13 protein-coding genes are annotated in these 12220 nt (G+C 42.9%); 8 read left to right on the forward strand and 5 right to left on the reverse strand.

The window, feature by feature from the left end:
- Positions 1 to 169 precede the first annotated feature (169 nt).
- On the forward strand, positions 170 to 634 hold the full coding sequence (locus tag IJ23_RS13395) for an ABZJ_00895 family protein (protein WP_017635325.1): 465 nt from the start codon (positions 170 to 172) through the stop codon (positions 632 to 634).
- A gap of 234 nt (positions 635 to 868) precedes the next feature.
- Complete coding sequence (gene def, locus IJ23_RS13400) at positions 869 to 1375, forward strand: peptide deformylase (RefSeq protein WP_033906512.1); 507 nt, start codon at positions 869 to 871, stop codon at positions 1373 to 1375.
- 72 nt (positions 1376 to 1447) lie between these two features.
- Here the strand turns inward: def and IJ23_RS13405 are convergent, their stop codons facing one another.
- The gene (locus IJ23_RS13405) at positions 1448 to 1855 is read right to left on the reverse strand and encodes a helix-turn-helix domain-containing protein (RefSeq protein ID WP_021707542.1); all 408 of its coding nucleotides are present in this window, start codon (positions 1853 to 1855) and stop codon (positions 1448 to 1450) included.
- An 84-nt stretch (positions 1856 to 1939) separates the two neighbouring features.
- Here IJ23_RS13405 and IJ23_RS13410 point away from each other — a divergent pair, with 84 nt between their 5' ends.
- From IJ23_RS13410 to IJ23_RS13425, 4 genes are all read left to right on the forward strand, one after another.
- The gene (locus tag IJ23_RS13410; protein ID WP_033906514.1) at positions 1940 to 2443 is read left to right on the forward strand and encodes a DUF2938 domain-containing protein; all 504 of its coding nucleotides are present in this window, start codon (positions 1940 to 1942) and stop codon (positions 2441 to 2443) included.
- A gap of 226 nt (positions 2444 to 2669) precedes the next feature.
- Positions 2670 to 3698 (forward strand): phospholipase A, encoded by a 1029-nt coding sequence (locus tag IJ23_RS13415; RefSeq protein ID WP_005376466.1) that lies wholly within the window; start codon positions 2670 to 2672, stop codon positions 3696 to 3698.
- A gap of 93 nt (positions 3699 to 3791) precedes the next feature.
- The gene (locus IJ23_RS13420; protein ID WP_033906515.1) at positions 3792 to 4250 is read left to right on the forward strand and encodes a hypothetical protein; all 459 of its coding nucleotides are present in this window, start codon (positions 3792 to 3794) and stop codon (positions 4248 to 4250) included.
- 328 nt (positions 4251 to 4578) lie between these two features.
- Positions 4579 to 5583 carry a metal-dependent hydrolase gene (locus IJ23_RS13425; protein ID WP_033906516.1) on the forward strand — a complete coding sequence of 335 codons (1005 nt, stop codon included), beginning with the start codon at positions 4579 to 4581 and terminating at the stop codon, positions 5581 to 5583.
- Positions 5584 to 5623: 40 nt separating this feature from the next.
- Here IJ23_RS13425 and IJ23_RS13430 read toward each other — a convergent pair whose 3' ends face one another.
- From IJ23_RS13430 to IJ23_RS13445, 4 genes are all read right to left on the reverse strand, one after another.
- Positions 5624 to 6016: a hypothetical protein gene (locus IJ23_RS13430; protein WP_005376463.1), complete on the reverse strand. Its 393-nt coding sequence runs from the start codon at positions 6014 to 6016 to the stop codon at positions 5624 to 5626.
- A gap of 489 nt (positions 6017 to 6505) precedes the next feature.
- On the reverse strand, positions 6506 to 8266 hold the full coding sequence (locus IJ23_RS13435) for an ABC transporter ATP-binding protein/permease (protein WP_033906517.1): 1761 nt from the start codon (positions 8264 to 8266) through the stop codon (positions 6506 to 6508).
- A 117-nt stretch (positions 8267 to 8383) separates the two neighbouring features.
- Positions 8384 to 8911 carry a DUF6795 domain-containing protein gene (locus IJ23_RS13440; RefSeq protein ID WP_033906518.1) on the reverse strand — a complete coding sequence of 176 codons (528 nt, stop codon included), beginning with the start codon at positions 8909 to 8911 and terminating at the stop codon, positions 8384 to 8386.
- A gap of 252 nt (positions 8912 to 9163) precedes the next feature.
- Positions 9164 to 9778: a 3'-5' exonuclease gene (locus IJ23_RS13445; protein ID WP_005376459.1), complete on the reverse strand. Its 615-nt coding sequence runs from the start codon at positions 9776 to 9778 to the stop codon at positions 9164 to 9166.
- Positions 9779 to 10134: 356 nt separating this feature from the next.
- On the opposite strand from IJ23_RS13445, the gene IJ23_RS13450 reads away from it, so the two are divergent.
- On the forward strand, positions 10135 to 10995 hold the full coding sequence (locus IJ23_RS13450; RefSeq protein WP_033906519.1) for an immunity 49 family protein: 861 nt from the start codon (positions 10135 to 10137) through the stop codon (positions 10993 to 10995).
- 137 nt (positions 10996 to 11132) lie between these two features.
- Positions 11133 to 12209 carry a threonine aldolase family protein gene (locus IJ23_RS13455; protein ID WP_033906520.1) on the forward strand — a complete coding sequence of 359 codons (1077 nt, stop codon included), beginning with the start codon at positions 11133 to 11135 and terminating at the stop codon, positions 12207 to 12209.
- The last annotated feature ends 11 nt before the right edge of the window (positions 12210 to 12220 follow it).

Genomic DNA, 12220 nt, shown 5'->3' on the forward strand with positions numbered 1-12220 from the left:
GAGAGAGAGGGTTTAATTTTAAAAATAACAGTTAGTTGGAATCTAGGTTAAATGAAAATAAAACTATTTAAAAAGCTACAAGTTGTATTTCTTGTGGTGTTGTTTCTCTAGGTTGTCCAAGCGGAAGCATGATCTAAAACGCTTATTTTATTCAAATAAATGGAAAGAAATGAAAGTGGAATTAAAAAATAACTATTCAGAATCAGAAATAAACCAGCCACCATCGGTACTTCTTGTTACGTCTCTGTTGTGTCTGGCGTCCGTTTGTTGGGCTGCATTGCTGTTGGCCATTGAATATATTGTTGGGATAGAAATGAGTGGTACAGGCTTTCTTAGCACGTTAATCCCAGCCATGAGTGTTGGTTATTACTTCGGCTACAAGACTGGAGATGTAATGCCATCAAAAACAAGATGGTATGCTGTTTTACTGTGGACTTTAGCAAGTTTGGTAGTGTTCTCTCTTATCTTAATGTCGTTAGATATTTCTCCGTTTTATTTATTATCTGAGCTCGGTGGGGTAAGTATTTTTATTGCTATCATAATGCTAATAACGATTGGCATCGCCTACTTAATTTTAAAAAGTGGTGAGAAAATGGCGATTAGAGTATTACTCAAAGCCAAGGAAAGTCAGTAGATAAAATACAACAAACGATTCAATTAGGATCATGACAAGACGCCAGCCATAATGTGCTGGCGTTTTAGTTTCCTGTTTGTAGGATTTTTTGTCTAAAAGGCAAACCCATTGATTGTGTTGTAGTTTGAGTTAATGGTTTATGCCTTGTGCGCAAGATAGCTTAGCAGGTTTATGTATCGAGAAACGTGTGTATAATTCGCCACGAATTACGATTTATAGATATGAAAGGTAAGTATGGCAGTCCTCGAAATTCTCTCCATTCCAGACCCAAGGCTTAAAGTAAAAGCAGAAAAAGTCACTGATGTATCGACACTACAAACGCTGATAGACGATATGCTAGAAACACTTTACGCAACGGGCAATGGTATCGGTTTAGCTTCAACCCAAGTAGGCAGAAAAGAGGCGGTTGTTGTCATCGATATCTCTGACGAACGCAATGACCCTTTAATCTTGGTTAACCCAGAAGTGGTGAGCGGAGAAAACAAAGCACTTGGTCAAGAGGGATGTCTCTCTGTTCCTGAGTACTACGCAGATGTAGAGCGTTACACGTCAGTTGTTGTTTCTGCACTAGACCGTGATGGCAACCCGATTACAATCGAGAGCGATGAGTTCTTGGCGATTGTGATGCAGCACGAAATTGATCACCTATCTGGTAACTTGTTCATTGATTACCTTTCACCGCTGAAGCAAAAAATGGCGATGAAAAAAGTGAAGAAGTACGTAAAAGCGAAAGCTAAGTAATATGAGAGGAAGTAACCCTCCATGTCGAGTTACTTCCTTTTAAATCAAGAATAGGAAGGTAGTGAGAGCGGTTTATCTCTGTTTTTGGGGGACATAACGCTTTACGACCTTCATAAGCCTTTGAAATGAAGAACAGTCCATATGTGACTCATGAGGGCAGGTGGCAACATGGTTTAGGCTGTCTCGCACCGCTTTCAAACGTTTTATTTGCTCATCAATCTCAAGTGCCTTTTTCGTTAGTAAGTCACGATCGATATATGGCTTTGAAACTTCTGATTGATTCAACATTTCTGCCATTTCGTTAAGCGATATTCCAGCGATACGCCCCAAACTAATTAAATTGAGTGTATTGAGTACCTCTGGTGAATATTGGCGTCTCAATCCATTCCTTCCTATCGAGCGAATTAACCCCAGCTGTTCGTAATACCTGAGCGTTGAAGTCGGCAATCCTGATTTTCTAACCACTTCTGCAATATCCATATTATTCCCCATTGACTTCAAGTTGGCTTTAAGTTGTAGCATGCAACTAAGACCTTAACAAATCAAAAACTTGAGGAGAGAAAAATGCTGCTTTTAATGGGATTGCAAGCGGTGCTAATAGGGATTGGTGCCACTTTGATAATGGATTTATGGGCATGGTTACAAAGGAGAGTGTTTGGTATTCCTTCATTAAACTATGCGTTGGTTGCGCGCTGGGTTTTGTACATGCCCCAAGGAAAGTTTATGCATGCGCCAATTATGGCGTCAGAGGCGATGCCGGGAGAAAAGTCACTTGGCTGGTTTTTGCATTATGCCATCGGCGTTACTTTCGCTTTGGCTCACGTTACTGTTTTTGGTCATCATTGGTTGGTAGAGCCCAGTCTAATGCCCAGCTTAATTACAGGCGTGGTAACGTTGATCTTCCCATTTTTGGTCATTCAACCTTGTCTAGGATTTGGTTTTGCTGCGAGTAAAACCCCAACACCTTGGAAAGCCCGTTTTCTTAGCACATTGGCGCATTTGGGTTTTGGTTTGGGTTTATTCATAGCCGGGTTTGCAATCAAAGTTACGAGCCAGTATTTTGCATAGAGAACATGAGCATCATGCAAACGAGTGGTTTTTATCTATGATGCTCAACTCTTGGTTGTTTTTTGCGCTTTGATCATAGTTGACCGATATGTCTAAAGTCTGTTGCATTTATCCAAGACGTAAAGTCGGCGGACATTTAACATTGCCTTAACGTCAGAATGGCAAGCGGTTTACCAAGAAAAACTAAAATTATCTGGTTTGACATAAAGAATATTAAGGGTTTCAGATGGCTTCAAAAGTGGCAGGGATATCAATACTGAGTTTATTGGCAGCGCCAGTTGCGATGGGAGAAACAGCCAGTGCTTATGATTTATGTTTGCTAGACAAAATAAAGCAAAGCAAAGGTGAAGAAACCATAAAGAGCATTCGCGCGCAGTGTGAGCTTGACACAGTAACCAGCACAGTGCCCGCTGATCCAGAAATTGAAGAGCCTGAAGAACTTCAGGAAAGTTTGGTCGACAAGCGTTTGGAATCAGAACGAGAAAACGCGTTCGAACCGTTTAGTCTGGTCGCGCATCGCGTTAACTATATTCTTCCGTTTACATACAGTGATCGTGTAAATAAACGCGCGTATGCCGACACCAAATACGGCGATGAACTGCGTAAGGAAGAGGCGGAGTTCCAAATCAGTTTTAAAGTACCAATGAACTATGATGACTTGTTGTTTGATGGCGATGGTCTGTTTTTTGGAATGACTCTTAAATCATTTTGGCAGGTATATACGGGTGCAGCATCTCGTCCATTCCGTGAAACCAATTATCGTCCAGAGCTTTTTTACTACACCCCAACTGACTGGAAACCACTTGATGGTTCGACTTGGTTAGGTTTTGGTATTGAACATGAGTCTAACGGTCAGAGACAGGAGCTATCGCGCAGTTGGAACCGTGTCTATGCCAACGTAACCTTTGCAAAAGACAATTTTGCGGTTTCTATCCAGCCTTGGTGGCGTATACCTGAAGATGAAAAGACATCGCCTAATGATCCCAAAGGTGATGATAACCCGGATATCGAAGACTATATGGGACACTTTGAGCTATCGAGTGCTTACAAGTGGAATGGTTACGAGTTTACCTTTTTAGGTCGCCAGAACTTTCAAACACATAAGGGTTTTGCAGAACTGGGAGTGTCATTTCCGATTTGGGGCAAAGTTCAGGGGTACGCACAATACTCAGCGGGTTATGGTAAGAGCTTGATCGACTATGATCATAATCAGCAGCGGATTGGTGTTGGTATTGCAATCAACGGTGTTTTGTAGTTTTTCGTAGATGGATAGAAATTAACACTGGCAATTGAAATTTCAATATTTAGAATGCGAGGCTGAAATTGATTTCTAACCTAGAGTGATTTTATGCTTCGTGATTACACCTTCGATTGTCTTGTAACTATGCCTCGCCATGAGCTGGAAGAGTTTAGTGCTCGTATGATCAGTAAAATGGTGCCAGAAGACGTGATGAATGATCTGTTCACCTTTGATCAAGAAGAAGTGGATAGTGAAGACCGCATGTTGTCTGCACGTCTTGATGCAATGCTACGCATGACAGCAATCGCACTGAGTGAAATTCAACAAGCGTTTGATGACTCAGACAACGCAAAGCAAAATAGCGAGCGAATGACGCGATTGGTGCTTTGGCATTTCTACGCGATCTCATTCCGTTTGGAAGAGGCCATCACGCTAGAAACACACTGTGCTCTAGTGGAAAAACTAATCGAAAATGCACCTTCGGATGTTTTTGCGTGGGTAAAAACATTGACGGATCTGCTGCACACTTACGCTGAAATCAACGCGAAAGAGAATCCTCAAGACTAAACACCTGTCGTTTATCGTTCAGTAAATTAGAAACAAGGCGAGCCATTTGGATCGCCTTGTTTTTTCGCGTCAGATAAACCTTCGGGTTTGAAATACCAAACAAGCCTAGACTCAGATTTGTTCGTTCACTAGCGAACGGCGTGATTCCTTCTTACACTAAATCAAGGTGTTTGTTGCTAAACAAGCAAATGCATGACTAAGTCGTGTATTGTTTTCCACTTAAATGCGGATAATTTATGTCGAAGAACCTTCTGGTTTTTAAATTGGAACCGACTATTGAGCGTGTACGCTTTCCAGCTGAGCTTCATCTATCTAAAGGAAGTGAACGATGGATCCGTTAACGCAAGGTTTATTGGGTGCAGCTTTGCCACTGGCCGTGAGCAACAAGCGAAACCTTGCAGTTGTTGGCGTGTTGGGCGTGGTCTCTGGGATGGCTCCGGATTTAGATGTGCTCATCCGTTCTTCAACTGATCCTTTGCTGTATTTGGAATACCATCGCCAATTTACTCACTCGCTCTTGTTTATCCCGTTTGGTAGTTTCATTTGTGCTTTGTTGTTGTATCCGTTGTTCGTAAAGAAGCGAGGACTATGCTTCCGGCAGAGTTGGTTTTACTGCGCGCTTGGTTATAGTACCCATGCGTTATTAGACGCATGCACCAGTTATGGAACACAGCTTCTATGGCCGATAAGCAACACGCGTTATGCTTGGAACACTATTTCGGTAATCGACCCCGCGTTCACACTCCCTATTTTAATATTGCTTTTGTTTGTTGCACTGAAGCGAAGCCCAAACTATGCCCGCATTGCATTTTTATGGTGCCTGGCTTACCTAAGTCTTGGAACGATACAACGAGATAGAGCAGAAGTAGCTGGTTGGGAAATCGTCAAAGAGCGACAACACAACGCTATACAATTAAAAGCCAAACCAAGTTTCAGCAATCTTTTGGTTTGGAAACTAATTTATGAAACGGAAGAGAGCTACTATGTAGATGCCGTAAGGGTGGGGCGTTCAATAAAAATTTACCCTGGCGAATCAACTCCAAAGTTAAATATAAAAGAGCAATTTCCGTGGCTAAACCCGCAATCGCAACAAGCAAAAGACATCGAACGTTTCCGTTGGTTTTCAAACGGTTTTGTAGCGACGGATCCGAATAATGAAATGCGAATTGTTGATATGCGTTATTCCATCGTACCAAACCAAATTAATGCGTTATGGGGCATCAATCTATCCCCAAAAGCCAGTGCAGACGCGCACGTTGAATACACTGCTCATCGAGGAAGTACTGCAGAAGATCGCCAAGTTTTTTTCAACATGCTTACGGATTTTGAGTGATGGTTTTACTTTGGATGTCGATGCGGTTTCGTAATAACTATTACGCAGACTGAAAGTCCTTTACTAGGGTCGGCTTGCTAGCGAAGAAAATCTTGCCAAACAGGGACTTGTACTTCCAGCCAAGAGACAAAAGCCGTTTAGCTAAGTTCTTGTTTTCAATGATTGCAACCTCAACACCTTGGTAGTGGTAAGGATTGCTTTTGATGTAGTCGATAAATGCAGTAAGCACGCCTTGCCCGCGAACGGAGGGTGCAAAGTTGACTGCTACAATAGAAAAGCGTTGGCTACCTGCTGGGCAACGGACTAAACAGTGCCCAAGAGGATGAGTAATAGTCTCAGAAAATTCAGGAAAAGGGCGAGACTCAAGCTCTTGAGAAAGCGCATCGTATCGCTGACATAGATAAGAAAATAGTTGTTTCGCTTCGCTGTTCATATCGGTGCCGCTTTTGTGTTGCTTGGTTTAAAGGCATTGATGTCTCGAATATTGTAACCATAGATAGCAACACAAAACGCGGTAAACTTTTTCAGTAATGATTTCCTATTTTTGAAACCTGAATTGTTACAAATGAAGTTGATTGGGTTTTATATGGTGGTTGTGAACGAGTGTTTCTAGTTGAAGGGAGAATACGCTGGTTACTGGAATTCCTTTGTTAAAAGGCGAGCTGCTTGGTTTAATGCCGCTCGTTTAACTGCGAGTGGCATCTTTTGTATTTCGTCACCTTGTACAGCGACGATGGGACATGATGTGGGATCTTCTATCCTAGCTCTTCATGGTCTAAAATATCTCATTAACCACTCAGAGCGCAGCTATTAGATTCCTAGTCTCGCAAGGGCTCGCTGGACTGACACAAAAACATCGTTAAACTCCTGTTATTAAATTATTTGGTCCGCCTTTGCTTATTTTTGAGCGCTTAACTAGGCGTTACTCCAAGTGCTTAAATTGCAATGCCACAAGTCGCTGATACAACTCACAGCTTTGCATTAATGATTGGTGGTTACCAGCATCGACTAATTCGCCATTGTCGAGCACCGCAATTTTATCCGCATGTTGGATAGTCGAAAGACGATGAGCAATAATCAGCGTTGTGCGTCCTTTCATTAGAGCTTCAAGTGCTTGCTGAACGTGATGTTCACTTTCACTATCAAGGGCGCTGGTAGCTTCGTCTAGCAGTAAGATTTTTGGATCTTTTAGAATCGCGCGAGCAATCGCAATGCGCTGCTTTTGTCCGCCCGATAGCCTAACGCCGCGCTCCCCTAAAAAGCTGTGATAGCCTTCGGGAAGCTTCTCAATAAACTCATGGGCATGGGCTTTTTTCGCGGCTTCGATAACTTGTTCATCCGTCGCTTCAGGATTACCGTAGCGAATATTATGGAAAACATCATGGCTAAACAGCGCTGGTTGTTGTGGTACGAGCGCCATTTGACGTCGAAGCTCGTTTGGATCGAACTGTCGAATATCTTCACCACCAAACAACACTTGCCCTTTTTGCGGATCATAAAAGCGTTGCAGCAGTTCGAATAGTGTTGTTTTACCGGCACCAGAAGGGCCGACCAACGCCAACACTTTTCCTTGTTCAGCAGTTAGATTTAACTCTTTGATAGCTGGTTGATTTGGGCGAGAAGGGTAGTTGAAACTCACCGAATTAAAGTTAACCTCAGCAGGCATGTCGGCACGGACAGGCAAATGGTTGCTTGGCGCTTTAATATCACTGGCTACTTGAAGGATCTCAATCAGCCGTTCGGTAGCACCTGCGGCTCTTTGCAATTCACCCATGACTTCGGAAATGGTTGCAGTCGATGAGGCAACCATAATGGCATAAAACACAAATGCGGCTAGGTCACCCGCAGACATTTTTCCGTGAATCACATCGCTGCCGCCTATCCAAAGCATGCCTGAAATCGCGCTGAACACAATCACAATAACGCCTGATATCAGGATCGCTCGCTGCTTTACTCTCTGTCTGCCTACTTCATAAGCTTTTTCCACCTCGACAGCGAAAGCCGCTCGTTCATGCGACTCTGAGCTAAAACTTTGCACGGTTTTAATATGTTCTATCGCTTCTCCAGCGTAGCTTCCGACATCGGCCATTGAGTCCTGACTTTGGCGAGAGAGAGCACGCACGCGTCGTCCATAAAACAAAATTGGCACCAAAACCAAAGGCACAGAAGCAAGCACAATCAGCGTGAGCTTAACGTTGGTAGCGAATAACATAATGATGGCACCAAAACACATCAAAGCGCTACGCATCGCCATCGAGAACGATGAACCAATAATGCTTTGCAGCAATGTGGTATCGGTAGTCAGGCGCGACATTATGTCGCCGCTACTGTTGGTCTCAAAATAGCTCGGATGCAGCGTAATCACATGATTAAACACCGCAAGGCGAATATCCGCACTAACGCGCTCACCTACGGCAGAGACAAGGTAAAAGCGAAAGAAAGTCCCAATGGCAATACACAATGTGACACCGACAATAAACTGAATCGCATTGGTGAGCTCTTGCAATGATTGCTGAGCAAAGCCTTGGTCGATAAGAATGCGCACTCCATAGCCAACGGATAACGTCAAACTTGCTGTCGCGACAAGGGCAACCAAGGCTGCCGCAACCCGCCATTTATAAGGTGCAATAAAGGTGCTGAGTTTAAGAAGAATGCTGAGATTTTTGTTATTTTTTCTGCTCATGAGTGACTCACAAAGCGTTTTAGGTACCTGGCATAGTAAGCCAGTTTGGTTGGTGAGACCAGCGAACTACCGCTTTCGGATTAGGAAGTTGAGGAGTTTGATAGAGTAAACATTACTCTATCTGTTTACTTTTAAGTAATCACTTAAGTCACATTGACTACTTACGGAATCCCCATGGGATTGAAATTCAAACTTTCTGATGGGGTTGGTGGCTTCGCAGTTTAAATTAGACATATTTACTCTTTCCTTCATACCGATGACATGATGCCTGAAAACTCCTTTCCAAATAACAACCTTTTGATTGGCAACGGTTGTGGTCACTTCTACACTGCATATTGTTTGAAATAGACCGTCGAAAATACTTAGAACTTTATTCCTTTTTCTGAAAACAGGATCAAACTTGAATTCCCCATTTGTATTCGTGGTGAAGCTACGTTCGAAAGAACGATTTTCTGACCGAATGGTAAGTACTACATTTGCATTCTTTATGGGGGTATCGTTCTTCGTAATACGTCCTTTTATGCTTGGTGTAAACTCTTGAGCTTCCTTACCAAAAAATAAAAAGCCAACAGCAAAAACAGAAATCAGTACGAGTATGAGTAAAGCTGCAAACTGTTCTAAGAACAGAAAAACATTGTTGATCATCGCTTACAAATCAGTAGTCAGTGAATACACCTCGAATTGTTGCGTATTGTCTCGAGTGACTATAGCGAGTATCTAAATCGGTGAGACATAATTCACGATTTTTTTAGAAGTTTTGGAGGATAGAGTGACCCAGGCGATCTTTGTTTTGAATAAGAAGCACTGCGATATTGACAGATATAGCCAATATCGCATGTATATCGAAAATCACTTAAACGTCGAAGAGACTAGAATCAGCTTTTAGTTCGGAGGGGGTTACGCACGGCTTTTGGCGAGTAGCAGGTCGACTTTTCCTTTGGCTGTTTTACTGACCGTTTGCATCAACTGAAAACTTGGTTTTTCGACGCCTGAGTTTTCTATCCCTTCGACCATTAAGAGCCAAAGCTTGGCTGTCATTTGCGCATCGGCTAGTGCTCGGTGGAAAACACCGTCGTTGTCGATATTTTTATAGCGAACAAGTTCACCTAGCTTATGTGATGGGGCTTCTTGAATGAGCCGTCTTGCCACTAGTAAGGAGCAAGCAAACTCACCCGAATAACCACAGTTGATTCGTTCAAGCTCCGCATCTAAAAATCGTTTATCGAAGGACGCGTTGTGAGCGATAAGGTTTTCGCCTGCAATGAACTCACTAAATGACGCCATTACCTCTTCGCAGCTTGGTGCCGATCGCAACATATTGTTGGTAATGCCGGTGTAGTTCTCAATGAAAGAACTCACTCTGAAACCGGGATTCATGAGTTGCTGAAAACTATCGACAACCTCGCCATTGACTAACTTTACTGCACCAATTTCTATTGCGCGATCACCTAAAGTAGGAGAGAGACCTGTGGTTTCAAAGTCGAGTACGACCACAGAGTTTGCTTGAGGCATAAAATTTTCCAGCTGAGTAATATTGCGCAAGAGTATTATCGAAAGCGACAGAAAAAGAAAGGCGAACACAATGGTGAATATCTGTCTATCTTTACTCCACAAAGTCAGTGTTCGTCGTCCACTGTTTATGGACAGGTACGTTCTGGCTTACCCATCGCGGCTTGTGCGGTAGCCTTATATTTCAAATGTTTTTCGGCTTTTCGATTCATTTCAATTAAGCATTAACTTTCGATACAACATACTGATTATAAATTGATTTTATAAATCAACTTCGGCATCATTCACGGCTTGATTTTGAGTATGAATATCATCACGGCAAAAAATTAGAACAACTTATAATGAGAGGCTAGGGAACGATGGAACCAATGAAGAATCATTATTTAGAGATACCTGAAGAAAGAAAATTGCGTATTTTTCGTGAAGAAGATGAAGATTTCTACAGCTTCTGGGAAAGAATGCTTGATGAAAAACAATCTTTTTATAAGCAACCTCTTAAAAGAATGAAAGGCGATGCTTGGGATTCGCTTGAGGCATTCTTCACCGCTTCCGAATTCGGACAACATCAGGCCTCGCCAGCTTACATAAAAAGGGCGCTTGAGTTACTGAATAACGTGTACTTGCTGGCCAATCATTCAGACCAAGTGGTTGAATTTTCCGTTGGGCACCGACACTTTTCGGAAGTGGGTAACCGTTCTGTTGCAGAAGGAACAATGGATGCTTGGTTGGATGAAATCTGTTTAGCAATGGCAGCGAGAGATTGGCGCTGCGTAGAGCTGATGACCATCATGGATGAGTCGTTAGTTTCTATAAAGACGCCGTTTAATGTTGCGCTAGTCGAGTTCGTTAACGGTGTATTTAGCAATTCATCAGCGTTACCTGAGTTATTGCAAACTGTGATGGAGAAATCTTCTCCGCAATACTTAGAATCAACCAGAGTGCCATATGTACACTCTTTGTTTATTCCATTTGTGAATGTGTTTGTTGCCATTATCGATGGCGATGAGGCACATTATCAAGAGGCACTGAGGGATGCGTTAGAGGCGCATTACCAGTTCTACATGAATGAAGATGTTCGCTATTCGCCAAAAGGAAATGTTTCTCTGAAACTGACTGGTCTTGCTGCATTAGCATACGATAAGTATGGCTGGACGATTCCAGAAGCCGCATATTTACCTAAATGGCTTGTTTACGGTGAGCATGATCTTTGTTCTGCGTAAATCACTCTTAAGTTAAATCTATGTCCAACCGGAGGTTCAGCACGGAGGCATACGCAGAAAATACATCGCGAAAATGCAGTTTACGCCTCCGTTTTAACAAGTTACATTGTTGAAGCTTTGATTCAAAGGACAGAACAATGAGTGCCCACCTAAAACAGCTTTGTCATATCCATCTCTCTGGTAATAAAGAAGATTCTCCAGCCGAACACTTTGCGAAAATGACAAAGTGGTGCGAAGAGAACAACGTAAATCACGATGTCTACGGTGAGGGAGAAACGATTCAAGCGTTCGAGCAAAAGGTTGCCGATCTGCTGGGTTACGAGGCAGGGCTTTTTGTTGTAACAGGGACGATGACGCAGCCAACGGTGCTTGAAATTGTCACAAGACAAAAGCGTAATCCTATTGTCGCCATGCACGCATCTAGCCATATTCCGGTGCATGAAAAACAAGGCTATCAGCTTCAACATCGCTTTAGTATTTTGCCAGTAGGGAACCCTTATCAAACATGGAAGCTTGAGGATCTCACTGCTTGGCCGGATGAAATCGCAGCCGTTCTTTATGAACTCCCGATGCGAGAAATTGGTGGTCAGCTACCTTCATGGCAAGAACTGGAAGAAATCAAAGCGTACTGCGCCGAAAACAAAATTCATCTCCATATGGATGGCGCAAGACTTTGGGAAACCGCAGCTTACTATCAGAAAGAATACCGCGAGATCGCCGCTGGTTTTGATACGACCTATGTTTCACTTTACAAAGGCATCAACGGCATGGGCGGATCTATGTTGCTTGGCTCAAAGTCGTTCATTGAACTGGCTTCAATGTGGATGAAGCGGCAAGGTGGCAACCTCTATCACAGAACACCTTATGTGGTGTCTGCGGCAATGCAGTTTGATGAAAGGTTGTCACAAATGCCGGCTCTGTTTGAGCGAACAAAACAGATCTACAAGATCATTGAAGAGTTCCCATCTTTGGCGGTGAGACCAACCCAGCCTCAAGCAAACATGTTGCACCTTATCCTGCCATTTAGCTGCGAAGAGTTGAAAGAACTCCAACACACGTTTGCCACGGAAAAGGGCATTTGGTTTGGTAACCCGCAAGTCACGGCACATCCAAATCAATCGATTGTTGAATGGTATATTGGTGACTACCTGCTCAATCTTGGTGATGACGAATTAAGGTCGTTTTTCAATCAGTTACTCGGTAAGAAGGCATAAACTTATCAATA

Source organism: Vibrio sp. OY15, from assembly GCF_000742455.1.
Lineage (GTDB): Bacteria > Pseudomonadota > Gammaproteobacteria > Enterobacterales > Vibrionaceae > Vibrio > Vibrio alginolyticus.

What these genes read in the sequence shown, in the direction of transcription:
- IJ23_RS13455 (WP_033906520.1), top strand. Translation starts at nt 11,133, where the DNA reads ATGAGTGCCCACCTAAAACAGCTTTGTCATATCCATCTCTCTGGTAAT.
- IJ23_RS13430 (WP_005376463.1), bottom strand. Translation starts at nt 6,016, where the DNA reads ATGAACAGCGAAGCGAAACAACTATTTTCTTATCTATGTCAGCGATAC.
- IJ23_RS13420 (WP_033906515.1), top strand. Translation starts at nt 3,792, where the DNA reads ATGCTTCGTGATTACACCTTCGATTGTCTTGTAACTATGCCTCGCCAT.
- IJ23_RS13415 (WP_005376466.1), top strand. Translation starts at nt 2,670, where the DNA reads ATGGCTTCAAAAGTGGCAGGGATATCAATACTGAGTTTATTGGCAGCG.
- IJ23_RS13405 (WP_021707542.1), bottom strand. Translation starts at nt 1,855, where the DNA reads ATGGATATTGCAGAAGTGGTTAGAAAATCAGGATTGCCGACTTCAACG.
- def (WP_033906512.1), top strand. Translation starts at nt 869, where the DNA reads ATGGCAGTCCTCGAAATTCTCTCCATTCCAGACCCAAGGCTTAAAGTA.
- IJ23_RS13395 (WP_017635325.1), top strand. Translation starts at nt 170, where the DNA reads ATGAAAGTGGAATTAAAAAATAACTATTCAGAATCAGAAATAAACCAG.
- IJ23_RS13410 (WP_033906514.1), top strand. Translation starts at nt 1,940, where the DNA reads ATGCTGCTTTTAATGGGATTGCAAGCGGTGCTAATAGGGATTGGTGCC.
- IJ23_RS13450 (WP_033906519.1), top strand. Translation starts at nt 10,135, where the DNA reads ATGGAACCAATGAAGAATCATTATTTAGAGATACCTGAAGAAAGAAAA.
- IJ23_RS13425 (WP_033906516.1), top strand. Translation starts at nt 4,579, where the DNA reads ATGGATCCGTTAACGCAAGGTTTATTGGGTGCAGCTTTGCCACTGGCC.
- IJ23_RS13435 (WP_033906517.1), bottom strand. Translation starts at nt 8,266, where the DNA reads ATGAGCAGAAAAAATAACAAAAATCTCAGCATTCTTCTTAAACTCAGC.
- IJ23_RS13445 (WP_005376459.1), bottom strand. Translation starts at nt 9,778, where the DNA reads ATGCCTCAAGCAAACTCTGTGGTCGTACTCGACTTTGAAACCACAGGT.
- IJ23_RS13440 (WP_033906518.1), bottom strand. Translation starts at nt 8,911, where the DNA reads ATGATCAACAATGTTTTTCTGTTCTTAGAACAGTTTGCAGCTTTACTC.